The sequence below is a fragment of the Streptomyces sp. NPDC050264 genome, from assembly GCF_040655895.1.
In the GTDB taxonomy this organism is placed as follows: domain Bacteria; phylum Actinomycetota; class Actinomycetes; order Streptomycetales; family Streptomycetaceae; genus Streptomyces.
Map to the genome: position 1 here is coordinate 1 of NZ_JBFAKV010000054.1, position 22,655 is coordinate 22,655.

Sequence of the window (22,655 nt, forward strand, 5' to 3'; positions counted from 1 at the left end):
GCCGGACTGGCCGGCGCCGTGGAGGAGACCGGGCTGCTCGGACTCGTGCTGATGCTGGAGGAGCAGGGCAGGACGACGGCGCAGGTCCCGTTCGCGGTGAGCTGTGTGTACGGGCTGCTCGCGGTGGGCGCGCACGGCGACGCCGAGCAGCGGGAGCGGCTGCTGCCCGGCCTGCGGGACGGTTCGGCCGTGGCGACCGGGGCCTTTCCTGGGCGCGGTGGGATCGTGGTGAGCGAGCCCGACAGCTCGGGGCGGTCGCGCTTGACCGGGGCGGTGCCGTGGGTGCCCTGGCTGCGGGAATCGACGTACGTGCTGGTGGCCGTGCGGGGCGGACCCGAGGAGGTTGCCCACAGCCTGTGGATGGTGCGGACGTCCGACGCACGCTGCGAGCCGGTCGAGCTCACCGCGCCCTGGTCGGCCGGGCGACTCGTGCTCGACAGAGCGGTGGCGGAGCGGGTCGGAGGCCCGGAGGCGTACGAGGACGTGCGGGCGACGGCGCGGACCGCGTTCGCCGGACTGCAGGCAGGGGTGTGCGCGGGTTCCCTGGCCAGAGCGGTGGAGTACACGAATCAGCGGGAGCAGTTCGGCCGGCCCCTCGCTGCCAAGCAGGGCGTCCAACTCCGGGCGTCGGAGGCCCATATGGATGTCGAGGCCATACGGGTGACCGCGTACGAGGCGGCCTGGCGGCGGGACGAAGGGCTCGCGTACCGGAGCCACGCGCTGACCGCGGCCTGGTGGGCGTCCGAGGGCGGCAGGCGCGTCGTGCATACGGGGCAGCATCTGCATGGCGGGATGGGCGCCGATCTGGACCATCCGGTGCACCGGCACTTCCTGTGGGGGCGGCAATTGGACGGATATCTCGGCGGGGGCGGCGAAGTGCTGGAGGAACTGGGTGAGTTGATCGCCTCAGGGGCCGATGCGGACTTCACCGTTGAAGCCGAAGCCGAAGCCGAAGCCGAAGCCGAAGCCGAAGCCGAAGCCGAAGCCCGAGCCGGAGCCGAAGCCCGAGCCGAGGATGTCGCAGTCGCAGTCGCAGTCGCAGTCGCAGCTGAAGAAGAAGCCGCAGTCGATGAAGGGGAATCCGTATGAGCGGGGGCGAGGTACTGCTGAAGGCGGGCGCGGCGCTGCCGCCGCTGGAGATCCCGGTCACCCGGACCCTGATCGTCGCCGGGGCGATAGCCTCCCGCGACTACCAGGACGTGCACCATGACGCGGAGTTGGCCCGGCAAAAGGGCTCCCCCGACATCTTCATGAACATCCTCACGACGAACGGGCTGGTGGGCCGCTACATCACCGACCACTTCGGGCCGAGGGCAACACTGAGAAAGGTCGCGATACGCCTGGGCGTTCCCAACTACCCGGGCGACACGATGGTGTTGACGGGCACGGTCGTCGAGGTCGCGGATGAGGGGGACAGCGAGACGGCCCAGGTGCAGGTCGTCGGGAAGAACGGCCTCGGCAGCCATGTCACCGGCACCGTGACCGTCACCGTGCCGCGGGCCGAGGGGAGCCCGTCATGAGTGTGCGCACCAGGGACCGGCTCGGCGGCAAGGCGGCGGTCGTCGGTATCGGGGCCACCGAGTTCTCCAAGGACTCGGGGCGCAGCGAGTTGAAGCTCGCGGTGGAGGCGGTGCACGCGGCGCTCGCCGACGCGGGCCTGTCCCCTGCCGATGTCGACGGCCTGGTCACGTTCACCATGGACACCAACCCGGAGATCACCGTGGCGCAGGCCGCGGGGATGGGGGAGCTCTCCTTCTTCTCCCGGGTGCACTACGGAGGCGGCGCGGCCTGCGGGACCGTGCAGCAGGCGGCGCTCGCGGTGGCGAGCGGGGTGGCCGAAGTCGTCGTCTGCTACCGGGCGTTCAACGAGCGGTCGGGCAGGCGGTTCGGCTCCGGGGTGCAGCACCGGGAACCCTCTGCGGAGGGCGCGGCGCTCGCCTGGAACCTGCCGTTCGGGCTGCTCACGCCGGCGTCGTGGGTGGCGATGGCGGCGCAGCGTTATCTGCACGCGTACGGGCTGACGCCCGAGGCGTTCGGGCACGTCGCGGTGGTGGACCGCAAGTACGCGGCGACGAATCCGGCCGCGTACTTCCACGGCAAGCCCATCACTCTCGCCGACCACGCGGCATCACGCTGGATCGTCGAACCCCTGCGGCTGCTCGACTGCTGTCAGGAGACGGACGGCGGACAGGCGATCGTCGTCACCAGTGTCGAGCGGGCCCGCGATCTGCCGCACCCGCCCGCCGTGATCGCCGCCGCGGCGCAGGGCGCGGGCCGTGCGCAGGAACAGATGACCAGCTTCTACCGGGACGGTCTGACAGGGCTCCCCGAGATGAGCGTGGTGGCACGACAGTTGTGGCGGACGGCCGGGATGGTGCCCGGCGACATAGATGTCGGGATCCTCTACGACCACTTCACGCCGTTCGTGCTGATGCAGTTGGAGGAGTTCGGGTTCTGCGTTCCCGGTGAGGCGGCCGACTTCGTCGCCGAGGAGCGGTTGCCGCTCAACACGCACGGCGGACAGCTGGGCGAGGCGTATCTGCACGGGATGAACGGGATAGCGGAGGGGGTGCGGCAGCTGCGGGGAACAGCGGTGAACCAGATATCCGGCGCGGCCACGGCTCTGGTCACCGCGGGCACCGGGGTCCCCACATCGGGTCTGATTCTGGGGGCGGACGGCTGAACCGGGAGCGTGTCCGCGGCCCGCGCACGGGAGTGGGCCCTTCACTCGGTCCATGTACCGCCAAAAGATGATCATTGGATTTGTGGTGCTCGTGCTGGGGCTCGGTGCCCTGCCGGCGGCTGCCGAGGGCGGTCCGGCGGGCTCAGTGCCCCGGGGCGCTGGGGTGCGTACCTTCCACGGCTGGGCGTTCGACGTCTGCAGGACGCCGTCCCTGGACACCATGTGGCGCTGGAGGGCCTCCCGGTACCGCGCGGTGGGCGTCTACTACGGGGGCCGGGGCCGGGCCTGCAAGCACCAGCCCGCGCTGAGCCGGGCCTGGGCGCGGACGGTGACCGACATGGGGTGGCGGGTGCTGCCGGTGTACGTGGGCTCGCAGGCTCCGTGCGTCGGGGCCCGGAAGAAGAAGGGTGTGCGCATCGGGCGCCACCCGTGGGGACAGGGGGTGCGGGAGGCGCGGGACGCGGTGCGCCGGGCCGGGGCGCTCGGCATGCAGCGGAGCAGCCCTCTCTATCTCGACATGGAGGCCTACGCGTATCGGAAGCGGGCGTGCGCGAGCACGACGTTGTCGTTCGTGCGGGCGTGGAACAGAGAGGTGCGGCGACACGGTTATGTCCCCGGTTTCTACAGCAGCGCCGACTCGGGGGTGCGGCACATGGAGGCGGCGCGGCGGGCGGGGGTGCGGGATCTGCCGTCGGTGATGTGGTTCGCGCGCTGGCACACCAAGCCCCATCTGTACCGGGAGCCCGTGCTCGCACGGGATGCCTGGCGCCCGCAGCGCAGGATCCATCAGTACGCGGGGAACGTGAAGGAGCGGCACGGCGGCCGCACCCTGGTGGTCGACCGGAACCTGATGCACGCCCCGGTGGCGCGCATCGGCTGAACGGGGTCGGCCCCCGCCCGGTCCCGGCCCGGCGCGTCCCGGGCCCGCCCCAGGGCCACTCCCGAGGGCTGGACTCAGGGCCGGACCCTCAGGGATCCGCACCCGTTCCTCCACCTTCAGGAGGTGGGGCCAGCACCCCATGTACAACCTGAGGCGGACGCCGCTTCGGGACCTCCGGCCGATCCGCGGGAGTAGGGGGCGCTCGTAGCGTGGAGCCATGACCGCAACCCTGGCGCCTGTCTGCACCAACGCATCGAAGCCGGCGTCGCGTACCCCCGCGGGGACGCACCCGGCGCACCCGGCGCACCCGACGCATTCGGCGTACCCGTCGTTCGCTTCATACGTGCGGGCGCGCCAGCCCGTGCTGCTGCGCACCGCCCGGTCGCTGACCGCGAACCCGTGCGATGCGGAGGATCTTCTGCAGACGGCCCTCGCGAAGACGTACGTCGCGTGGGACCGGATCGAGGACCACCGGGCGTTGGACGGCTATGTGCGCAGGGCCCTGTTGAACACGCGGACCTCGCAGTGGCGCAAGCGCAAGGTCGACGAGTTCGTCTGCGACGAACTGCCGGAGCCGATGGCGCCGGCGGTCGGGGATCCGGCCGAGCAGCAGGCGCTGCACGACGCGATGTGGCGCGCCATCACGAAGCTGCCCGCCCGGCAGCGGGCGATGGTCGTGCTGCGGTACTACGAGGATCTGAGCGAGGCCCAGACGGCCGAGGTGCTCGGCGTCTCCATCGGCACTGTGAAAAGCGCGGTGTCGCGGGCGCTCGGCAAGCTCCGTGAGGACCCCGAACTGGTCCCCGCACGCAACTGAGCGGGGCGTCCCGTCGGGCCGCGCGGTGATCGATCATTCCCGGGACTAGTGACATACCGAGTGGTATGCGGTGAGAATCGGCCGGAACCCTACTGCTCCGTAGCGCCCACCGGGAGGACGCCGTGCTGAGCACGATGCAGGACGTACCGCTGACTGTGACCCGCCTCCTCCACCACGGGGTGCGTGTCCACGGCACCTCGCGGATCACCACATGGACGGGCGAGAGCGAGCCGCACCGCCGTACGTTCGCCGAGGTGGGAGACCGGGTGGCCCAGCTCGCGCACGCGCTCCGGGACGACCTGGGCGTTCGGGACGACGACCGTGTCGCCACCCTCATGTGGAACAACGCCGAGCACGTCGAGGCCTACTTCGCCGTCCCCGCCATGGGCGCCGTGCTGCACACGCTGAATCTCCGCCTGCCGGCCGAGCAGCTCACGTGGATCGTGCACCACGCGGCCGATCGCGTGATCGTCGTCAACGGTTCGCTGCTCCCGCTGCTCGCGCCCCTGCTGCCCGGCCTGACGACGGTCGAACACCTCGTGGTCTCCGGGCCCGGTGACCGTTCGGTCCTCGAAGGCGTTCGCCCGCAGGTCCACGAGTACGAGGACCTCATTGCCGGGAAGCCGACCGCGTACGACTGGCCTGAGCTGGACGAACGCCGCGCCGCGGCCATGTGCTACACCTCCGGCACCACGGGGGACCCGAAGGGCGTTGTCTACTCGCACCGTTCGATCTACCTGCACTCCATGCAGGTGAACATGACCCAGTCCATGGGGCTGACCGACTCCGACACCTCGCTCGTCGTCGTCCCGCAGTTCCATGTGAACGCCTGGGGGCTGCCGCACGCCACGTTCATGACCGGCGTGAACATGCTGATGCCGGACCGTTTCCTGCAGCCCGCGCCGCTCGCCGAGATGATCGAGTCCGAGCGTCCCACGCACGCCGCCGCCGTCCCCACCATCTGGCAGGGCCTGCTCGCCGAACTCACCGCCACGCCGCGCGACGTCTCCACGCTCACCCAGGTCACCATCGGCGGCTCGGCCTGCCCGCCCTCGCTCATGAAGGCCTTCGACGACCTGGGCATGCGCGTCTGTCACGCCTGGGGCATGACCGAGACGTCGCCGCTCGGCACGGTCTCGCGGCCGCCGGCCGGTGTCGAGCCGGGCAGCGACGAGGAGTTCGCGTACCGGCTCACGCAGGGCCGTTTCCCGGCGGGGGTCGAGGCGCGGCTGAGCGGCCCCGGCGGCGAGCACCTGCCCTGGGACGGGGAGTCCGCGGGCGAGCTGGAGGTCCGCGGGAACTGGATCGCGGGCGCGTACTACGGAGGCGGCGGCTCGGACGGCGAACCGCTGCGCCCCGCCGACAAGTTCAGCGAGGACGGCTGGCTGAAGACGGGCGACGTCGGCACGATCAGCCCCGACGGCTACCTCACCCTCACCGACCGCGCCAAGGACGTCATCAAGTCCGGCGGGGAATGGATCTCCAGCGTCGACCTGGAGAACGCGCTGATGGCGCACCCCGAGGTCGCCGAGGCGGCCGTCGTGGCCGTCCCCGACGCCAAGTGGGGCGAACGCCCGCTCGCCACGGTCGTACTGAAGGAGGGGGCGAGCGCCGACTTCGAGACGCTGCGCGCGTTCCTCGCCGAGAAGGTCGCCAAGTGGCAGCTGCCGGAGCGCTGGACGGTGATCCCCGCCGTCCCGAAGACCAGCGTCGGCAAGTTCGACAAGAAGGTGCTGCGCAAGCAGTACGCGGACGGTGACCTGGACGTCACCCAGCTCTGACCCGGAACTCAAGCTCCGGGAGCGGCGTTTCACGTGAAACAAGGGCGGCCCTCAACGGGCCGCCCTTGTGTGTCAGTTGGTGCCGATCTTCGCCAGCAGATCCACGATCCGGCTCTGCACCTCGGTACTCGTCGAGCGCTCCGCCAGGAACAGCACCGTCTCCCCCGCCGCGAGCCGCGGCAGGTCGGCGGGCTCGACCGCGGCCGTGTAGACGACCAGCGGCGTCCGGTTCAGCTGCCCGTTCGCCCGCAGCCAGTCGATGATGCCCGCGCGCCGACGACGGACCTGGAGCAGATCCATGACCACCAGGTTCGGCCGCATCTGCGCCGCCAGCGTCACCGCGTCCGCGTCGCTCGCGGCCCGCGCGACCTGCATCCCGCGCCGCTCCAGCGTCGCGGTCAGCGCGAGCGCGATCTCCTCGTGCTCCTCGATGAGCAGGACCCGCGGCGGGTGCTGCTCGCTGTCGCGGGGCGCCAGCGCCTTCAACAGCACGGCGGGGTCGGCCCCGTACGCGGCCTCGCGCGTCGCCTGTCCGAGGCCCGCGGTCACCAGCACCGGAACCTCGGCCGCGACGGCGGCCTGCCGCAGCGACTGCAGCGCGGTCCGGGTGATCGGCCCGGTCAGCGGGTCCACGAACAGCGCGGCCGGGAACGCCGCGATCTGCGCGTCGACCTCCTCGCGCGAGTGCACGGTCACCGGACGGTAGCCGCGGTCGCTCAGTGCCTGCTGCGTCGTCACGTCCGGCGCGGGCCACACGAGGAGCCGACGCGGGTTGTCGAGCGGCTCGGGGGGCAGCTCGTCGTCCATGGGCTGCGGCTGCGGCCTGTTGGCGATCTCGACCGCCCCGCCGGGCCCGTCCAGCGGCTCGGGCCCCTCGTCGGCGTCCTGGTCGGGGGCGCCGATCGCGTAGGAACGACCGAGACCCTCCGAAGAGTTCGGCGACAGCAGAGACTGCTGGGGCTGAGGATGCGGCCGGGCCGACGCTCCACGCGCCGGAGCCGGCGTCGCCTCCCGCGCCGGAGTCCCGCGTGTGGGAGTCCCGCGCGGCGGAGTCTGCTGCGCCGTGCCCTGCGCCGGGGTCTGCTGGGCCGGGGTCTGCGTGTCGGCGGCGTCGGACGGCTCCTGCCGGGTGGACAGCTTGCGCCGCCGGCCCGAACCGTTGCTCTGGGTCTGCCCCTCCTGCGGCACACCCTGGGGCGGCGTGGCCCCGGGACGCGCCGGTGTCTGCGCCGGTGCGGGCCCCTGCGGCCGCTGCTGCTGATCGGCGGCCTGCCGCCCGAACGGGACACCCTGTCCGAGGGTGCGCACGCTGAAGGCGCGGCCCTGCGTCGAGTTCGTGTCCCCGGTCGGCTGCTGCGGTGCCTCGGCGGGCAGCGGTTGAGCGGCGCGCGGCCTCGGCGCGTCCTCCTGCGGCACGGCGTCCGGATCCGGCGTGCCGCGCGGGGGCGCGCTCTCCGCCGGATGCGGCTGCGGCGGCGTGTGGTCCTCCGCGGGGTGCTCCGTGGCGGCGTCGTGCCGCTGGGTCTCGTCCGGCAGCGGCAGGGGCTGCGCGGAGCCGGCCCGCGCCGCGTCGTCGCCGGGTGCGTCCTGCTCTACGTGGTCGGGGGCGGCCGGCGGTTCGGGGGCGCGGTCGGCCTGGGCGGGCGGCAGCGCGAACACCTCGCGCGGCGCCGCAGCTTCCTCCGCGGCCGCGGGTGTCTGTGCGGCACCGAGCGCGCGCCGGGCCCGACGGCCCGAAGGCTGCCCGGAACCGGTTCCGGCACCCGCCAGTTCCAGCTCGCCGTGGCCCGCCTCGGCCTGCTGGGCGGAACCCGAAGGCGCGGAACCCGAAGGCAACGCGGGCAACGCCGCCTGCTCCGAGTCACCCGTGCGCCGGGCCCGTCGTCCGGTGGGTGCGGGCACGCCCTGCGGCGGCACCGCCTGACCCAAGGCCGGGGAGCCCGCCGCGTGTTCGGCCGCGGTCAGTACGGAGCCCTCGGCCGCCGCACCGCCCTTCGCGGACCGTGCCCGGCGCCGTCCGGTACCGCCACCGGGGCCCTCGCCGCCGGCGCCGGCACTCGCTGTCGTTTCCGGCAGCTCCTCCGACTGCGTGTCGCTGTTCGCGGCGGCCGCAGCCGCCTCGTCGGCGGCGCGCCGGCCGCGCCGTCGGCCCGTACCGCCGGATGCTTCGCTGCTCGGCGGCTCGCTGTCCAGGAAGGAGTCGACCGAGGGCCCGGAGTCGCGCCGGGCCCGGCGTCGCCCGCCGCCGGTGGCCGCGGTGGCCTGCTCGGGAAGGTGGGGGACCGGCTCGGCGAACGGCTCGACGGGGACCGCGACGACCCCGGCAGCGCTTCCGATCGGCACTTCGAGCACGTACGCGCTGCCGCCCATGCCGGGCATCTCGTGCGTCTGCAGCACGCCACCGTGGGCCCGCACGATGCCCTGGACGATCGGTCCGTGCACCGGGTCACCGCCCGCGTACGGGCCGCGTACCTCGATGCGGACGCTGTCGCCGCGCTGGGCGGCGGCCACGACGACGGTCGAGTCGACGTATCCGGCGCCGGCCGGTACCCGCGCGTTCCCGGTGGCGTCGATCCCGGCCACATCGGCGATCAGATGGGCGAGCGCGGTGGCGAGCCGGCCCGCGTCCACCTCGGCCTCGATCGGCGGCGCGTGCACGGCGAACTGGACGCGCCCGGGCCCGATCAGCTCCACGGCCCCGTCGACACCGGCGGCGACGACGGCGTCCAGCATCACCGGCGTACGGATCAGCTGTTCGCCGCCCGCGTCGAGGAGCTGGTAGGCGAGGACGTTGTCGACGAGGGTCGTGATCCGCGCGTAGCCGGCGGACAGGTGGTGCAGGACCTGGTTCGCCTCGGGCCACAGCTGTCCGGCGTCGTCCGCGGCCAGCTGCCCCAGTTCGCGCCGCAGTTCGTCGAGCGGCCCGCGCAGCGACTGGCCGAGGACGGCGAGCAGCTGGGTGTGGCGTGCGGACAGCTCCTCGAACCGGTCCTTCTCCCGCTCGGCGAAGGCGGCCCCGCGCTCCCGCTCGGCGGACAGCTCCTCGGCGTGCTCCTCGCGCGTGGCGGCGAGTTCGGCGCTCAGCTCTTCGCGGGTGGCGGCATGTTCGGCGTTCAGTTCCTCGCGCACCCGCGCCAGCTCGGCGGCGCGCTCCTCGCGCTCCTGCTCCGCGGCCTCGTCGCGCCGGGCGATCTCCTCGGCGTGCTCGGTGACGAGCTTGTCGTAGGGGCGCCGGTCGGTGAAGGTCATGACGGCGCCGACCAGTTGATCGCCGTCGCGCACCGGTGCCGTCGTCATGTCGACGGGCACCTTTTCGCCCTTCTTGTTCCACAGGACCTGCCCGCGCACCCGGTGCTTGCGCCCGGAGCGCAGGGTGTCGGCGAGCGGCGATTCCTCGTAGGGGAACGGCTCGCCGTCGGGCCGCGAGTGCAGAACGAGCGGGTGCATCTCCTGCCCGCCGAGATCGCTGGCGCGGAATCCGAGGATCTGCGCGGCGGCGGGATTGACGAGAACGATCCGGCCGTCCGTGTCGGTGCCGACGACCCCCTCGGCGGCGGCCCGCAGGATCATCTCGGTCTGCCGCTGCGAACGGGCCAGTTCGGCCTCGGTGTCGAGGGTCCCGGACAGATCGCGGACTACGAGCATCAGCAGCTCGGAACCGCTGTAGGAAGCGCCGCCCGTGCCGTACGAGTCCATCGCGTCCCGGGCGCCGTCGGCGACGTTCGCGCTGGTCACCTCGACGGGGAACTCGCTGCCGTCGGTCCGCCGGGCGATCATCCGGGTCGGCTTGGTGCGCCCGCGCTCGTCGGTCACGGTGTCGGGGCTGCGCATCGATCCGGGGATCAGCCGGGAGTCGAACTCCGGCAGCAGATCGAGCAGTCCGCGCCCCACCAGGGCGGTGCCCGGAGCCTCGAAGGCCTCGAGGGCGATGGAGTTGGCGTTGACGACCGTCCCGTTGGTGTTGACCAGCACCAACGCATCAGGGAGCGCATCGAGTATGGCTGCGAGGCGAGCAGCGCCTCGGGATGGCCTGCTGCTCACGACGACGCTTCCTCCCTGATTACCGCGACTTGCCGACCGTGCGGGCCATCTTGCCTCGCGGCCCGCAGCGTGTCACGGGAGGGAGTCTACGGGCAGTGGTTGCGCTCGCGGCGCCGGATGAGAGGGAGCCCACGTAGAGGATGTGCGGACCCGGTGCACACCGGGTCGCGGCGACGTGAGCGTTGGACCCAGGGTTACGGGGCCGTCGCAGGCAGCACGGGGACCATTCGCTTCCACCGCGAGATCTCGCAGCCGTCGGTCAGCTTGTACGAGGCGTCGACGGCCCGGCCGTGCCAGATGCCCGTGATGTGCGCGGTGGCGTCCCCGCCGTACTGCATCGTGCAGAACGCTCCCTTCGGCACCGGGGCGAACGGGCCCTGGTCGCTGCCCGCGAGCTCCTCGAGCCGGCCGCAGGCCGCGCCGGGGTCGGCGTGGGTGCCGCCGTCGGGCCCGCACTCCAGCTCGTGCGTGCCGTCGCTGCCGGTGCCCGAACCGGCGACGGAGACGAGGAGGTGGTCGCCGCCGGAAGTGTCCGGGGAGCCGAACGCGGGCGGCGGCATCCGGAACGGGCCGGTGTCGGCGTGCGCGGCGGCGGGCACGGCCGCGAGGGCGGTGACCGAAGCGGCGGCGGTGAGCAGCAGCCGGGTCGAGAGGCGGGTGGAGGGGCGGGTCGGGACGCGTCGCAGCAACATGCCGTGCCTAACGCGCGTGCCCGCCACGACGTTGCGCCCCGAGAAGGGCTTTGCCCTCCGGCCTGCCCGCCTAGTACCGTGGGGGGCGATTGGTGACACGGCGTTCAGCTGTGTCATCATCTGCACGCACCGGATCGCGTTCGCGCGAACGGTTGTGCTGGAGGCGTCGCCTAGTCCGGTCTATGGCGCCGCACTGCTAATGCGGTTTGGGACTTAAATCCCATCGAGGGTTCAAATCCCTCCGCCTCCGCCGCAAGATCCGAAGCCCCGGTCCACACGGACCGGGGCTTCGGCGTTCCGCCCCGGCCGCAGGCCCGTTTTCGCAGGTCACAACGGGTGCGGCTAACGGATTTCACATGGCGGCGGCAGTCATGTAATGTTCTTCCTGTCGCCGGGAACGGGCCGAAAGGCCGGGGAACGGAGACAGAAAACAAAAGACAGGCACTCGTAGCTTAACGGATAGAGCATCTGACTACGGATCAGAAGGTTGCAGGTTCGAATCCTGCCGAGTGCACACAGGTAAGAGGCCCCCGGAGATGATCCGGGGGCCTCTTGCGTTGCGCCGTACAGCAGCGAAATACAGCAACCGTGTCAGCCGGTACCGTCCATCGCGCCGGACAGCTGATCGAGCGCCGACCGCACCTCTTCCTCACTCGCCTCCGCGTAGACCTCCATCGTCATGGCGATCTGCGAGTGCCGAAGGATGCGCTGAGCCACCTTCGGGTGCACCTTGAGGGCGACCAAGAGCGAGCTGCACGTGTGCCGCGTGTTCCGCAGTGGGATCACACGGAGGCCGGCGCGCCGGGCCCGCAGGGCGAACATCCGGGTGAGGTTCCCCGGCTCGATCGGCGTCCCGTACTTCGTCGTGAAGATCAGGCCGCGATCGTCCTGCCAGGCATCACCGATCGCTTTGCGGTCCCCGGACTGCTGAGCGCGACGCATCCGCAGTGCCTTCAGGCAGAGCGCCGGCAGAGGCAGGAAGTCGTCCGAGTCCTCCGTCTTGGTCTCGCGGTGCAGGATCTCGCGGCCGGCGCGCTGGATCTGGTGGTCCACGTACAGCTCGCCCCGCTCGAAGTCGACGGACTTCCACGTCAAGCCCAGGACCTCACCCCGACGGAGCCCCAGGCAGAGCACCAGCATCCACGCGGCGAACAGGTGGTCATCCCGGGCCGCAGCGTCGGCAAGGAACTCACCAGCTTCCGCGACGGACCATGGCTTGATCCGACGACGACGCGGCTTGGGCACCTTCACCAGGGAGGCCACGTTCTTGCTGATCTCTTCCTCGGTGACCGCGTGGGTCAGGGCGGCCCGTAGGGCATCGCGGGAAGCCTGGATGACCCGGCGGGACGGGTACGCCTCGCAGCAGTCCCCGACCGCGCAGCACTTCCGGCGGCCCGGTGCACGCTTCGCATCCTTCTCTTGGGCGCAGCACTGGCAGACGGTCGCCAGCTTGGTCAGCCACTCCCGCACATCGCGAACGGTCAGCCGGTCCAGCCGCTTCGCCCCGAGGTAGGGGGCGATGTAGAGCCGCACGCAGCCCTCGTACGAGACGTACGACAGCGGGGCGAGGTTCGGCTTCACGATCGAGTCGAGCCAGTACGCGAGGAAGACGGACACCGTGCGGTGCCGCGTGGCGACGGGCCCCTTCTTCGCCTCCGCATGGAGGTTGAGCCACTTCTCGTGGACCTCATCCCGGGTCTTTCCGTACGCGTACTTCCGGGCCCGCTTGCCATCCGGCTTGGTCACCCAGACGTAGGCGGCATAGCCGTTCTTGTACGGGTAGATGGAGCCCTCACCGTTGCCGCGCTTGCCGCTCATGCCACCTCTCCCTCGGCCTGGAGGGCGAGACGCTCGATGTACTCGTCCACGTAGCGGGGGAGGATGCGCCGGCTACGGCCGTCCTTGATGGAGCGGATCTCGCCGGTGAGCACCAGCATCTTGGTCTTGGAGAGGCCGTAGCCGAGCATCTCGGCGACCTCCGCCGTGGTGTGCCACTTCCGTTGGATCACTGCCGTGGTCATGCGTCGGCTCCTTCCAAGGGCCATGCGTCTTGTGCGTCTTGCAGGGCTTCGCGGGCGAGTTCGCGGTTCTGTGTGATGTCGCGGCGGATGTTGGCGGCGAGCCAGGACTCACCGGGGGTGTGGCCGTGGCCGGCATAGGTCCAGTGGGCGAGCGTCAGCGTGGTCTCCTCCGAGACGTCATCGGGGTCGGGCAGGCCGAGGGCGGCGCGGTGTTGGGCGGCGCGGTAGTCGGCGCGGACCTGGCGCAGCGCGCCGAGGGTGGTGGAGTAGCGGCGGGATTTGGTGGAGAAGTGGCCGCGGAAGCCGAGCATGTGGGCCCAGTCGCGGAGCTTGCGATCCGGGTAGGCGGAGTGCAGGTCCAGGCACGCTTCGATCAGGCGCCGGGGGTGCTCGGGCACGTCCAGGAGGACCAGGGCCTCTTTATTGCCGATGCGGCGGTCCACGGTGCCAGTGGTCTCGGCGGCCTTGGTGGCGTACTTGGCCACGTAGGACGCCACGGCCTGTTCGGTGATCTCGGAGCCGTCCCCGAAGGCTTTGATCGGCTGGACGTCGAGCCGGTCTCCCCATCCGAAGACGCGGGCGGGCTGGTCGCCGGAGGCGTCGAGGTCGACGCGGACGCGAGCAGCTGCCGCGTGGATCGCGTCGGTGAGCAGTTGGAGGGTGGCCCAGTGCGGGGGCGGGGTGTCGGGTCCTTCGGGGCCGTCGAAGCGGATGACGGCGTGGAAGTGGATGGCGCCGCGCTTCTGGTACTCGGCGACCTTGCCGAAGGAGAGCCGGGACTGTTCCTTGGCTGCCTTCTGGGTGAGTCCGGCGCGGGCGGCGATCTCGCGGCGGAGGTAGATCGTGAAGTAGCGCCACAGGTCGGAGGCGTGGTTGTTCCACAGCACGGAGCCCGCGTAGTCGTAGGTGTCGGGGTCGAGCGGGGTGCCCAACTCGTCGGCGTGCTCGGGGTGGTGGGTGCCGCAGCGGCAGGCACGGGTGCCGGGCCGGTTGTGGACCGGGCCGAAGCTGGGGGCGGTGAGGGTGGCGAAGACGCGGGGGTGTTCGCGCACGGTGGGCGGGGTGCCTTTGGCGGGGTCGCCGACGAGGCCTGCGCGGATCAGGTGGTAGGTGTCCCCGGCGTAGGTCCAGGCGCAGGAGGGGCAGCGGGAGGCACGGCGGTTGCCGCAGGCGACGCGGAGTCGGCCGCCGGGCTCGGTGTCGGTGGAGTAGCTGTAGAGGACCTGGCCGGTGCTGCGGTCGCGGGTGACGGTCGAGCCCTGGAGGTGGATCGGGTCGGTGCAGCCGCCGGTACGGCGGATCTGGTCTTGGATTCGGTCGAAGCCCGGGGACCCGGCGACCCTCAGCACGTCGGCGAGGGTGGCCGGGTCCAGGCCCGCCGCGGTGGCGGGGTTGGTCATCGGCTCCGGTCCTTGCGGCTCTTGCGGGGCGGGTCGGAGTGGTAGCGGCTGGTCCCCAGGTCGCGGCCCTCGTGTTCGTGGCGGGGGGCGCTGGGGTTGTTGTCGTTCCAGTCCTCGGCGCACACCTTGTGGACGGGCTCGCCGGAGTGGGCGCGCAACGGGGTGGGCTTGCCGCACTGGGTGCAGGCGCAGTTCCCGGAGTGGTCGTAGTGGCTGCCGGAGTTCCAGTTCAGGAGTCCCATGCCGGTCACCGCCCCACGCTGACGAGGGCGGGGGCCGGGCGGGTGGCGCGGGTGCCGGTGCCGTGGCAGGCGGGGCAGTGGGCGGTGATGGTGTTCAGGTGGCCGTGCCGGTCGCGTCCGCCGAGGGTGACCTTGACGGCGGGGAAGCCGTCGCAGTCGGGGCAGATGCGTGCGCGGGCAGGGGTGGGCTGGGTCATGATGGGGCTTCCCTTTCGGGTCCGTTGGATCTGGAAGTGGGAAGGCGCCCGGAGCGGACGAAGTTTGGCGACAGAGGCCGCTCCGGGAGCCGCTTAGCGGTGCTTGGCCTCGCTGTTGAGGAGCGAGCGAACGACCAGCGCGACGATCGCGAGGGACCCGGCGGTGATGGCGACCGCGAGGAGCATCGAGACCAGTACGGCGCCGACGACGAGGACGGCAGCGGTGCCGCCACCGACGAGAAGCGCGAGGGCGCCGGGGGTGAGCTGCACCGCGGGCCGGGACGACGGCGCCGGCGCCTGGTGCTGGCAGTGGCAGTCGGTCGGGGCGTGCGGGTGACCGTCCACCGCGGTCGTGTTCGTGGTCAACGGGATGATCTGCCCGGTGGGCTGGTCGTTGACCGGGATCTTCGGGGTGAACATGAGGCGTGAACCTCCCTTCTGAATCGGTTAGTTGATGAGGGAGCCGACGGCCGGGCCGAGGAAGCTTCCGGCGATGAGGTAGCCGCCGAGGAGCAGCAGGATCACGAGCCAGATCGGCGGGCGGACGAGCTTGATGCCGAGGTAGCCGACGACGATCAGGGCGAGCCAGAGCGGGACGTCCACGAGGTCTCCTAGGCCGAGCAGCGGTGGGTGCGGGCGGCGAGTTCAGCGGCCGAGCGGTTGTCGTACTCGCGGGAGAAGTCGCAGCGCGGGGCGGTGCAGGCGGCGGTGTGGCGGTCGCGTCCGCGTCCGTCGAAGAAGCTCGCGACCTGGACCGGGCCGAACTGACGGACGTCGCGGAAGCGGCGGTATGCGGTCATGGCGGTGTCTCCGTTCTGGTCAGGTGAGTTGCAAGTGGGCGGCGATGGCGTCGGCCATCGGGGCGGGCAGCCCGAGGCGAGCCCGCAAGGTGTCCGGGGCGATCGGAGCACCGGTGGATGCCTGGTGGGTGTCCGCGATCTTCCGGGCGTGATCGAGCAGCGCTGGCGGAACAGCCGGGGTCGCGGGTGCGGGGAGCGGTTCGGGTGCGGCCGGGGCCAACTCCGCTACCTCGGAGGCAGGTTCTTCCTCCCGGCTCACCTCGACTTCCGGCACCGTCGGCTCGTCCGCGGGCACGGCAGCCGATGCCGGTGCAGGGGGCGGGGTGGACGGGGTGGGTGAGTGGGCCAAGAGAGTGCCGCCGAGGAAGGCGAGCGCGGGCCATCCGGAGACGACGATGCGCAGCCAGGCCGGAACGTTGGCGAGGTCCAGGAGTCCGGCGGTGGCGATGTTCGCGCCGAGCGAGGCGAACAGGGCGATCAGGAACCAGGCCCAGGCCGCGCGGTCACGGCGGTTCGTGCGCAGCCGTCGCCAAGCCGCGACCATGAGCAGGTCCACCGAGATCGGGTAGGCCCATGCCTTCCATCCGGACTGGCCAGCGGCTGAGGCGAGGTCGTGCAGGTGGGCGAAGGACAGGGCGCCCGCGATCGCGGCTTGGATGAGGACGGCGTCCGGGCGGATCGAGCGGTTCATGTCGGTCACCTCCTTTGGGCGTTAAGCCAGGGGCGGGGCGGGGATCGAGGTCCGGCCGCCCGACCCCGGCGGTTCATTCGGTGGGCGCTTCGCCGGAGCCCAGGCAGGTCAGGCACATCCCGGTCTGCTGTCCGGCGACACGGTGCTTGCGGCCGACGCGGACCGGGACGGAGACCTCACCGGAGCCCTTGCATGTCCGGCAGGCGGCGGCAGGAGCCAGCGGCGTCTTCTTCGCGGCCATGGCGGTCAGCCGTTCTGACGGGGGTAGCCGTGACCGGGCGGCGGGTACAGCGGGGCCTCATACGCGACGAACACCGCGATAGCCAGCCCGTACGCGGTCACGTCCACGAACTCCGCGTCGGCGTCCGGGGTGTCGGCGTAGGCGCTCAGATCGGAGATGAGCGCGGACGTGACGGCGAGGTCGGCGCAGGAGTGGCACATGAGCGTCGTTCTCCTCTCGAATCAGGCATGAGCGGGGTAGGGACCTGGCGCGAGACGGTCACGCCAACCGGTGGAGCAGGGTGGGTCAGGGAATCGCCGGGGCCTGTTTCGGCATGGGCGGGATGATCAGCGTCGGATCGAGCGGAGCGGCCGGGCGGAAGGGTTCCAGGGCCGGCAGGTCCGGGATCAGGTGCGCGAACTGGCGGCAGACGGCGACCGTTTCGGTCTCCGAGATCTCGGGGGTGCGGATGCGGGACCAGCCACCGGACGAGTCCGCAGCAACGGCGAGACCGGGGCGATCCGCCGGGATCAGCGAGGCGGCCGGTACTGCTTCGGGGGCCACATCGCTCAACCCCATTTCGGCGGTCTGCTTGTCGTTGACCCGGTGCACCACCCGTCCGGTGAGCTGGGCACGGAGCATGGTGGCGCCCTTGCCCAGCTCGGAGCCGAACCGCTGACCACAGATCTCCAGGTAAATACCGACCGAGCGGGACAGCTGGGCCAGCCGGATCAGGCCGGTGACAAGCCGCTCGCGACGGGCCTCATCAGCCCGGGAGGCGATCAGGAACAGTTCCGCGATCTCATCGACCAGGACCACGATGGGCGCCGGCCGCAGACGCTCAGGCAGCGACCACAGATCGGACGCACCGTGCTTGGCCAACAGGTCGAACCGGTCCTCCATCTCCGCCACCAGCACATCGACCAGGGACGCGGCATCATCCGGATTGGTCGCGAGCGCCGAGAGGCGGGCGGCGTAGCGGGACTGTTCGACGCCGCGCTTGCAGTCGATCCCGACCAGGGCGACCGGCAGTTGAGCCAGCCCCTTGATCAGGTTCCGCTGATACATGGACTTGCCCGTCAGCGTCGCGCCGAGGGTCAGGGCCTGCGGGACCTTGCGGTAGTCCCGCTCGAACGCGGTCCCGTCATCGCGCAGGGCGACCGGCACCACCAGGTCATGCGGCTGTACCTTGCGCGGCATCCGCACCCGACGCAGCACGTCGTAGCCGGTCATCCGCAGTTCGACATAGCCCGGCTTGGTCGCGATCACGTTCACCGCGTGGACACCCCAGGCGTGCCGGAGGCGTTCCGAGGCGGCGGCGATGTCGGCGGGCTCCAGGCCGGCGGGCAGACGGAGCGTGACCCGAAGCCCGGTCGAGGTACCGCGCACCCGGCGGATCTTCGGGGCGACCGGCTGCACCTCACGGCGGGCGACGTTGCGGGCCATGAACGCCCGGAGCCCGGACGGACGCACGGTCAGGCCGCAGACGTCCATCGTGGTCCGGTACGACGTGGTGAACCGGACCCAGGTGACCGGCAGGCCCACCGTCGCCCAGTACGCCCGCGGAGCCCGCACCTTCATGTAGCCGACACCGCCGGCACCGGCTAAGGCGCCCGAGGCTTCAACCCACATGGTCAGGTCAGCCATGATCAGGCCACCGGCGACGTGAGGGCGACCGCGCGGAACGAGATCCCGTGCCGCTTCTGGCCGTTGAACTCGTTCTCCCAGTCCCGCGCCTTGAGGCCGACCACCGACACCGGCATACCCGGCGTCAGGTTCTCCGGCAGCCCCGTCTCCGGGACCGTCACCTGGTAGAGGTTCCCCTCTCCCTCGTCCGAGATGACCAGGCCCACGGTCGACAGACCGGCGCCGGTGTCCCGGTCCACGGCCCGCTCCCCCGTCTGCTTGTTCACCAGCTTCGGAACCGGCGGAGTCGCCACGAACACGACGGCGGTCGACACATCAATCTTAAACGACGGCATGAACTTGCCTCCTGTGCAGAGCAGTTGGCTACCCGAACACGTCGAGTAGCAGCTTCACTACGAACGTACTCACAGTTTTTCTGCGAGTCAAGAGAATCTGCTACTCGCAGGAATGCTGAAGTCCTGAGAGACTGACTGCGACTGAGAGGAGTGCACTCATGACCGAGGGATTCGGCCTGGTGGTCCGCTTCACGCTGCACGACGAGGAGGCTGCTTCAGCCTTCGACGAGTTGTGCGCACGCACGCTTGAGGGGATCAAGGCCAACGAACCAGGCACGCTCACCTACGTGACTCACACGCCCGAAGGTGAGCCGCTGGTACGTGTGTTCTACGAGCTGTACGCAGACCGTGCCGCGTTCGACGCCCACGAGACGCAGCCGCACACCAAGTACTTTCTCGCCGAACGCGGGCAGTACCTTGCCGGTACCGAGGTGACGTTCCTCGACGCGATCGCTGGGAAGGTGGCAGTCCCGCAGTGAGTTCCGAGGAGCGGCGCGCTTTCGGTGCGCAAGTAGCTGACCTGCGAAAGCAGCGCGGCCTGACCCAGAGCGAGCTGGCCGCCGAGATCGGTCGGACGTCCAGCTGGCTCTCCCAGGTGGAGCGGGGCATTCAGCCGGTCAACCGTCTGGACGTACTGCGCCTGCTCGCAGACGGCTTGGGCGTGCCGCTCCAGGTCCTCCAGCCTGATGCCCCGGCAGCTGCCGAACCGGAGCCGACCACGCAGACCGAGACCAACGATCTCGATCAAGCGCGCTTGATCCTCTCCGGACACCCCGCAGTGGACGTCCTGCTCACTCCCCGAGCGGACTTCCGCCCCGCCACCATGGACGACCTCCGAGCGGCGGCCGAACGCATCTGGGACCTGACACACACAGACCAGTTCGCAGAACTGAGCGCCGCCCTCGGCCCGCTGCTGCCACGGCTTGAGCGAGCGACCAGGGTCGCGCCCCAAGAGTTCCGAGCCGAACTGCACGGTCTGAATGCCCGCACCTATCAAGCGCTCGCCGCCGCCTTCGTTCGGCAGAACGAGGCAGATGCAGCCTGGGTGGCCGCCGATCGCGCCATCCGAGAAGCAGAGCTGTCCGGCGAACCGCTCGGAGTCTTCGCCGGCATCTACCGCCTGGCTCACGCGTTCGTACGGCTCAAGCACCTCGATCAGGCCGAGCACGCAACGACCATGGCGGTCAACGCACTTCAGCGGTACGTGACGGACCACGAGCCGACGCCCCAACACCTCTCCGTGCTGGGATCGCTCCATCTGATGCTCGCGCTCATCCACGCGCGGGCCGGCGAGCGTACGACTGCGCGCACGCAGATCATCAAGGCTCGGGAGGTTGCCGCCCGGCTCGGAGAAGACCGGAACGACTTCAACTTGGAGTTCGGGCCCACGAATGTCGAGATCCAGGCCGTATCCACAGCCGTCGACCTAGGCGACGCCGGGGAAGCTCTCGACATCGGGGAGAACCTGGATGCGAGCAGCCTGTCCGTGGAGCGTCGGGCACGACTCCTGATGGATCTCGGGCGGGCCCACGCCCAGCGCCGCCACTTCGGCGATGCTTTGAGCTACCTGCTCGCGGCGGAGGAGCTGGCCCCGGAGATGATCCGCACGCACATCGCGTCTCGCGACGTGATCAGGGAACTGATCCTCGTAGCCGGACGCGCGGTCTCCGACGACCTACGAGCACTCGCGGAACGCACGGACGCCTTGGGATGATCCAGCGCGACAAACTCGGTCAGGCCCAGGTCCGAGGATCACGAGCAACTTCGTAGATCCGCGCGGCCTGGCCTGGTGGGAGAACCGGTGACAGGCCAGTCAGCACCCTGCCCAGGTCTTCCGCGGGCAGCACCAGCACTGGCGGAGCGGCGCCCTTGACGGTGACTTTGGCCGCGTGCACGACTGAGATCGCCGGTCGGACGGGGACAGGGAATCTACAGGCTTGGGACAACACCCGCGCGACGCGACGTGCCTCCGCCTGACTGATGCCAATGTGCTGGGTCGAGGATCCGTTAACCGTGATCGCACGATCCCCGTACCAGACAGTTTTCCTTTTGTGACGCTTGCTGTTGATGGTGAAGACCCCGGCAGGTCCGATGATGAGGTGATCGATATCGGCGCCGCTGGCCCACTGCACGGCATGCAAAATGAACCAGCCGTGACGCTTCAGCCTGTCCAATTTGCGACCGGTCACTTGCTCACCCACCAGTCCGTTCGCCCAGGACCAGATCTCTGAGCCACGGAACCAGCGACCGAGCCACCGCCTCAGGGCATTCGGTTGCAGCTCCCGGATCTTCCTCCGCACCGCGTCACCAGGACGGTTCCGCGCCAAGTCCCCTTGCACAGAAGCCATTCCACCCCCAAGTCGCGAGCCTTCACCCAGACGACCACGGAGACCTCATCAGTCCCAAGCCCGATACCGGCCAAGAGCTGTTACGAGTTTCTCTACCTCATCAAGCACCCGGCTGCGCTCCGCTCCGCCGGGCGGGCTTCCCGGCTCCGCTGGGGCGCCGCTCCTGCCTTCGGCCCGCTCCGCCCCGCTGCGCCGACGCCCGCCCACTGTGGATAGGCCCGGAGGTCATGAGTCGAGCACCCGACCTACGCGGCCACCGGTCAAGGACGATGCCTCCGGCGGGGGATCGGCCGGCACCGGGTGGGAGGGGGCGCCGTTCCCGGCCGCGGGCACATCGTGGTGAGCGCGGTGGGCTCCCATCCCGTCCACCATCGCCCCAGGCAGAGCCGAGCAGACGCGGCCCATGGCGTCCAGGTCGTTCGTACAGTGGCGCGCTCCACCTGGACGCCATGAACCACGCCCGCTCCACAGACGTGTGGGTCGACGGCGGACGGGATGGGAGCTGGGGAGAGTGGTGGGTGGAGGAGGTAGGTATGTGCGGGAGCGCGATGTTCACAATCATCCCGTCTGGCACCACCATGAGTTAGCAGGCGGCGATGAGCCCACGGCGCCGGACGTCCATTACGGTCAAGAGACGGCTTCCCAGGCAATATCTGCAACACCAGTCCGCTAGATCGAAGGACTGGGCACCATGGGTCTATGCCATGGCGACGCCCAAATAACGACGAGCCACCCCGCTTTTGCCACGGGCATGAGAAGGCAGCCTCTCGCCATCCCAGAGGCCCAGCTCTTGAGCGGAATCGACGTGGCGTCTGCGGTGCCGAGAACTGCAACTTCAGGATCGACAGACGCGGAAGAGTCCGCCAGATAAGCGGTGCGCGCGTTGAGGATGTCCTGCGCGCCCACCATGAAGTGTCACAGCAAGCGAGAGCCCAACCTAGCGGCCCCTGGCTCAGCGGATCGTTCTACCTTGTTGCCATCGTGGTGAGTACGGCCGCCGCGATCAGCGCCGGTCGTCTGGCCCCTCCGTGGACTGTCCCCATCGTTATCGTCGGCTCGCTTCTAGGAGTTGGGACGGTTGGTGCGTTCCAGCTTCGCCACGATGACAGGTTGGGCGAGCAGCGTTTTGTGGATCTCATCAAGTTGACCTTCTTGAACATCCCGGCCCTACTACGACGGTCACCGCCACCCGTCGAACCTCCACCTGCCAGCCAAGGGAATCCAAACGACCAGGGCGCCCCTCCCGCGTAGGCCGTGCCCCATCCGTGCCCGACAGACCGGGAACTCACGGGGAACCACGGTCACCAACGGGCAGCGAGCACGACGAGGCCCCCGACCGTTTTTCCTGGTCAGGGGCCTTCAACCTGCGCGGTGGGTGTGGGATTTGAACCCACGGTGACTCGCGCCACGACGCTTTTCAAGATTGGTAGTTGACGCCGACTTGACGTGTTCCTGTATTCTCTTTTTCACGGCAAGTCGTGTACGCCGATCCGCAGCAGCCTGCGCCCACGTCGCAAGCAGCATCGACGGTCAAGGCCCTCAGGGCCCACGCTCGGAATCTCGCCCAGGCATCAGCCTAAGTCCGGCGAGTACGTGGGGCTTGCTGAGATTTGGAAGAGCTATGCCCAAGAAGGGCAACAACTCCCTCAAGAAGAAGGCCCGTCAGCTTTCCCGCTGTGAGTGCATCCCGTACAGCGAAGCGTTGGCACGCTTGACCGGGGCCAACCAGAGTTCGGATCGAGCCCCCGTCAGCCGCAAGCGATTCGTGGGTGAAGTTGCCATGGCTCGGAGTAGGGCGAACGCGGTGCTTGCCGAGATGGCGGCTCCGAGCGTGAAGCTGAACCGGATGCTCGCTGAGAT

The 22,655-nt window shown here is 70.2% G+C and carries 25 protein-coding genes and 2 tRNA genes; 11 read left to right on the forward strand and 16 right to left on the reverse strand.

All coding sequences use genetic code 11. The features are described from left to right. The 6 genes from AB0J02_RS42705 to AB0J02_RS42730 all read left to right on the forward strand — a co-directional run. A partial coding sequence (locus AB0J02_RS42705) for an acyl-CoA dehydrogenase family protein (RefSeq protein ID WP_363199316.1) occupies positions 1 to 1,089 on the forward strand: 1,089 nt, incomplete at its 5' end. Between the two features lie 17 nt (positions 1,090 to 1,106). Continuing rightward, positions 1,107 to 1,520, forward strand: a complete 414-nt coding sequence (locus AB0J02_RS42710; protein WP_363199339.1) for a MaoC family dehydratase — start codon at positions 1,107 to 1,109, stop codon at positions 1,518 to 1,520. After that, positions 1,517 to 2,683, forward strand: coding sequence for a lipid-transfer protein (locus AB0J02_RS42715; protein ID WP_363199317.1), 1,167 nt, complete (start codon positions 1,517 to 1,519; stop codon positions 2,681 to 2,683). The genes AB0J02_RS42710 and AB0J02_RS42715 overlap by 4 nt, the downstream gene beginning before the upstream one ends. 67 nt (positions 2,684 to 2,750) lie before the next feature. Beyond that, positions 2,751 to 3,563: a DUF1906 domain-containing protein gene (locus AB0J02_RS42720; RefSeq protein ID WP_363199318.1), complete on the forward strand. Its 813-nt coding sequence runs from the start codon at positions 2,751 to 2,753 to the stop codon at positions 3,561 to 3,563. A 217-nt stretch (positions 3,564 to 3,780) separates the two neighbouring features. Further along, positions 3,781 to 4,380: a SigE family RNA polymerase sigma factor gene (locus AB0J02_RS42725; protein WP_363199319.1), complete on the forward strand. Its 600-nt coding sequence runs from the start codon at positions 3,781 to 3,783 to the stop codon at positions 4,378 to 4,380. A gap of 122 nt (positions 4,381 to 4,502) precedes the next feature. Beyond that, positions 4,503 to 6,161, forward strand: coding sequence for a long-chain fatty acid--CoA ligase (locus AB0J02_RS42730; protein WP_363199320.1), 1,659 nt, complete (start codon positions 4,503 to 4,505; stop codon positions 6,159 to 6,161). Between the two features lie 72 nt (positions 6,162 to 6,233). Here the strand turns inward: AB0J02_RS42730 and AB0J02_RS42735 are convergent, their stop codons facing one another. Then, positions 6,234 to 10,202: a PAS domain-containing protein gene (locus AB0J02_RS42735; RefSeq protein ID WP_363199321.1), complete on the reverse strand. Its 3,969-nt coding sequence runs from the start codon at positions 10,200 to 10,202 to the stop codon at positions 6,234 to 6,236. 194 nt (positions 10,203 to 10,396) lie between these two features. Then, positions 10,397 to 10,894, reverse strand: a complete 498-nt coding sequence (locus AB0J02_RS42740) for an SSI family serine proteinase inhibitor (RefSeq protein ID WP_363199322.1) — start codon at positions 10,892 to 10,894, stop codon at positions 10,397 to 10,399. 159 nt (positions 10,895 to 11,053) lie between these two features. On the opposite strand from AB0J02_RS42740, the gene AB0J02_RS42745 reads away from it, so the two are divergent. Together AB0J02_RS42745 and AB0J02_RS42750 are read left to right on the forward strand one after the other, a co-directional pair. Beyond that, positions 11,054 to 11,144: transfer RNA gene (locus AB0J02_RS42745), tRNA-Ser, on the forward strand. Between the two features lie 191 nt (positions 11,145 to 11,335). Further along, a tRNA-Arg gene (locus AB0J02_RS42750) sits at positions 11,336 to 11,408 on the forward strand. A 77-nt stretch (positions 11,409 to 11,485) separates the two neighbouring features. On the opposite strand, the gene AB0J02_RS42755 is transcribed toward AB0J02_RS42750, so the two are convergent. The 13 genes from AB0J02_RS42755 to AB0J02_RS42815 form a co-directional block, all read right to left on the reverse strand. Further along, on the reverse strand, positions 11,486 to 12,712 hold the full coding sequence (locus AB0J02_RS42755; RefSeq protein ID WP_363199323.1) for a site-specific integrase: 1,227 nt from the start codon (positions 12,710 to 12,712) through the stop codon (positions 11,486 to 11,488). Continuing rightward, positions 12,709 to 12,915 carry a helix-turn-helix domain-containing protein gene (locus tag AB0J02_RS42760; protein ID WP_363199324.1) on the reverse strand — a complete coding sequence of 69 codons (207 nt, stop codon included), beginning with the start codon at positions 12,913 to 12,915 and terminating at the stop codon, positions 12,709 to 12,711. Before AB0J02_RS42760 ends, AB0J02_RS42755 begins: the two co-directional genes overlap by 4 nt. Next, entirely contained in the window at positions 12,912 to 14,315 is a 1,404-nt protein-coding gene (gene repSA / locus AB0J02_RS42765) for a replication initiator protein RepSA (RefSeq protein ID WP_363199325.1), read from the reverse strand. The genes AB0J02_RS42760 and repSA overlap by 4 nt, the downstream gene beginning before the upstream one ends. After that, entirely contained in the window at positions 14,312 to 14,557 is a 246-nt protein-coding gene (locus tag AB0J02_RS42770; protein ID WP_363199340.1) for a hypothetical protein, read from the reverse strand. The genes repSA and AB0J02_RS42770 overlap by 4 nt, the downstream gene beginning before the upstream one ends. Positions 14,558 to 14,562: 5 nt before the next feature. Then, positions 14,563 to 14,754, reverse strand: a complete 192-nt coding sequence (locus AB0J02_RS42775; protein ID WP_363199326.1) for a hypothetical protein — start codon at positions 14,752 to 14,754, stop codon at positions 14,563 to 14,565. Positions 14,755 to 14,847: 93 nt separating this feature from the next. Next, on the reverse strand, positions 14,848 to 15,174 hold the full coding sequence (locus tag AB0J02_RS42780) for a SpdD-like protein (protein ID WP_363199327.1): 327 nt from the start codon (positions 15,172 to 15,174) through the stop codon (positions 14,848 to 14,850). A 27-nt stretch (positions 15,175 to 15,201) separates the two neighbouring features. Next, the gene (locus AB0J02_RS42785; protein ID WP_363199328.1) at positions 15,202 to 15,357 is read right to left on the reverse strand and encodes a hypothetical protein; all 156 of its coding nucleotides are present in this window, start codon (positions 15,355 to 15,357) and stop codon (positions 15,202 to 15,204) included. 8 nt (positions 15,358 to 15,365) lie between these two features. Beyond that, on the reverse strand, positions 15,366 to 15,554 hold the full coding sequence (locus tag AB0J02_RS42790; RefSeq protein WP_363199329.1) for a mobile element transfer protein: 189 nt from the start codon (positions 15,552 to 15,554) through the stop codon (positions 15,366 to 15,368). Between the two features lie 19 nt (positions 15,555 to 15,573). After that, entirely contained in the window at positions 15,574 to 16,245 is a 672-nt protein-coding gene (locus AB0J02_RS42795) for a DUF2637 domain-containing protein (RefSeq protein ID WP_363199330.1), read from the reverse strand. 73 nt (positions 16,246 to 16,318) lie between these two features. Beyond that, positions 16,319 to 16,486, reverse strand: a complete 168-nt coding sequence (locus tag AB0J02_RS42800) for a hypothetical protein (protein WP_363199331.1) — start codon at positions 16,484 to 16,486, stop codon at positions 16,319 to 16,321. Between the two features lie 5 nt (positions 16,487 to 16,491). After that, positions 16,492 to 16,686, reverse strand: a complete 195-nt coding sequence (locus tag AB0J02_RS42805) for a hypothetical protein (protein ID WP_363199332.1) — start codon at positions 16,684 to 16,686, stop codon at positions 16,492 to 16,494. A gap of 85 nt (positions 16,687 to 16,771) precedes the next feature. Continuing rightward, on the reverse strand, positions 16,772 to 18,112 hold the full coding sequence (locus AB0J02_RS42810) for an FtsK/SpoIIIE domain-containing protein (protein WP_363199333.1): 1,341 nt from the start codon (positions 18,110 to 18,112) through the stop codon (positions 16,772 to 16,774). 2 nt (positions 18,113 to 18,114) lie between these two features. After that, entirely contained in the window at positions 18,115 to 18,447 is a 333-nt protein-coding gene (locus AB0J02_RS42815; protein WP_363199334.1) for a hypothetical protein, read from the reverse strand. 158 nt (positions 18,448 to 18,605) lie between these two features. On the opposite strand from AB0J02_RS42815, the gene AB0J02_RS42820 reads away from it, so the two are divergent. Beyond that, positions 18,606 to 18,926, forward strand: coding sequence for an antibiotic biosynthesis monooxygenase (locus AB0J02_RS42820; protein ID WP_363199335.1), 321 nt, complete (start codon positions 18,606 to 18,608; stop codon positions 18,924 to 18,926). After that, positions 18,923 to 20,161, forward strand: a complete 1,239-nt coding sequence (locus AB0J02_RS42825) for a helix-turn-helix transcriptional regulator (RefSeq protein WP_363199336.1) — start codon at positions 18,923 to 18,925, stop codon at positions 20,159 to 20,161. Before AB0J02_RS42820 ends, AB0J02_RS42825 begins: the two co-directional genes overlap by 4 nt. Before the next feature lie 19 nt (positions 20,162 to 20,180). Here the strand turns inward: AB0J02_RS42825 and AB0J02_RS42830 are convergent, their stop codons facing one another. Continuing rightward, positions 20,181 to 20,648: a nuclease-related domain-containing protein gene (locus AB0J02_RS42830; RefSeq protein ID WP_363199337.1), complete on the reverse strand. Its 468-nt coding sequence runs from the start codon at positions 20,646 to 20,648 to the stop codon at positions 20,181 to 20,183. A 1,768-nt stretch (positions 20,649 to 22,416) separates the two neighbouring features. Here AB0J02_RS42830 and AB0J02_RS42835 point away from each other — a divergent pair. Continuing rightward, a partial coding sequence (locus AB0J02_RS42835) for a hypothetical protein (RefSeq protein WP_363199338.1) occupies positions 22,417 to 22,655 on the forward strand: 239 nt, incomplete at its 3' end.